Below are 1,241 nucleotides of genomic sequence, written 5' to 3' on the forward strand. Positions count from 1 at the left end.
ATAACACCAGTTTCCTCTCCCTTTATAATGGAATCCTGATTGAACCATGCAAGCATAAATTGTTGCATCCTCATTAACACTAAGCTTTCTATTTTCTGAATCAGCATCAATAAGACTCGGCATTCCACATTCTAATAAGGCTTTTCCTACCTCAGTAGAATCTGCACCTGCCTTCTCCCACATACTCACGTACTCTGGAGGACTGCTGTCAATTTTTGATATGTCACATCCAGTCACACTTAATAGGACTATACCACTCAATAATTTTAAAATTTGTCTCATTTTTTCTTCCATAAATGATCTAAAGTCGAATAAATTGAATGAATTTGTTTAGTAGGAGATGTTCCATAATTAGTTATACACGCTTTACTTGCATCACCATAACAATTATGGGGACTAGGATCATAACCGCCTAACGCCCTCCCTCCCTCTATCAATGGAGAGGTTGCTGTAGTCAATAAACTGTTTCCTACAAACAGCGTCATATATAAAGGATTTTTTATACCTTTCTCCAAAAGTGAAAAATCTAGATTTAAAGGTACTTTATAAAAAGTAGGTGCATTGTAACCAAACAACGTACTAATAGGGTCAGATGCATGGCTTTGTAAGTAAACATGATCATTTTTGCCATCGCTTACGACATATAATGCATTCGCTATCGATTGAGCATGATCCGCTGGTCCATAAAGATAAATATCTGTTTTTTCTGCTATACCGTGAATGCCATGCTGTTCAAAGTCACGCATTCCATTGCCTACTGTTAAGCTACCACGACTATGCGCACTAACAATCGCCCCTGTATTACCATAACGATAGACAAAATCTTGTAACTTCTTGGTCGAATTACTCCATCTCCCAAAATACTCATAAATCGCTACTCCGATCTCTACGAGCCTGTCTTTAGCTTGTGGGTGGTAGGTAAAATAAAGGGGTTCATGCGCATTATCAGCCATTTTGACGGCATTACGGGCTGCTTCATCAGATGAATTAGAAATACCATTATAGAACATACGCCTGTTGCCATCAGAGCCTTTTTGTAAATTCTGTTGTTCTTCATCCGTTAAATAATGTGCGTGAGGAAACAATCCCGCCGTTCCAAGCAAAGGCAAAGATGGCGGATTGTTGATTATCACTTAAGGCTTGCATTCAGATGCATTTTTATACCTTTTACAAAACGGGCTGTTTAAGCGCTTTTCGACACTTCTCTTCGGGATGACAGCACCAGGCTGACAAATGGGCAA

General features: G+C 39.1%; 2 protein-coding genes. Both read right to left on the minus strand.

The annotated features are described in order from the left end of the window. The coding region (locus ACFIKG_RS09280) for a hypothetical protein (protein ID WP_375652197.1) at positions 1–282 on the minus strand (282 nt) is incomplete at its 3' end. Further along, entirely contained in the window at positions 279–1,133 is an 855-nt protein-coding gene (locus ACFIKG_RS09285; protein ID WP_375652198.1) for a hypothetical protein, read from the minus strand. The genes ACFIKG_RS09285 and ACFIKG_RS09280, both read right to left, overlap by 4 nt. Positions 1,134–1,241 lie beyond the last annotated feature (108 nt).

This window comes from Bartonella sp. LB28NMGDW (assembly GCF_042194435.1).
Classification (GTDB): domain Bacteria; phylum Pseudomonadota; class Alphaproteobacteria; order Rhizobiales; family Rhizobiaceae; genus Bartonella; species Bartonella grahamii.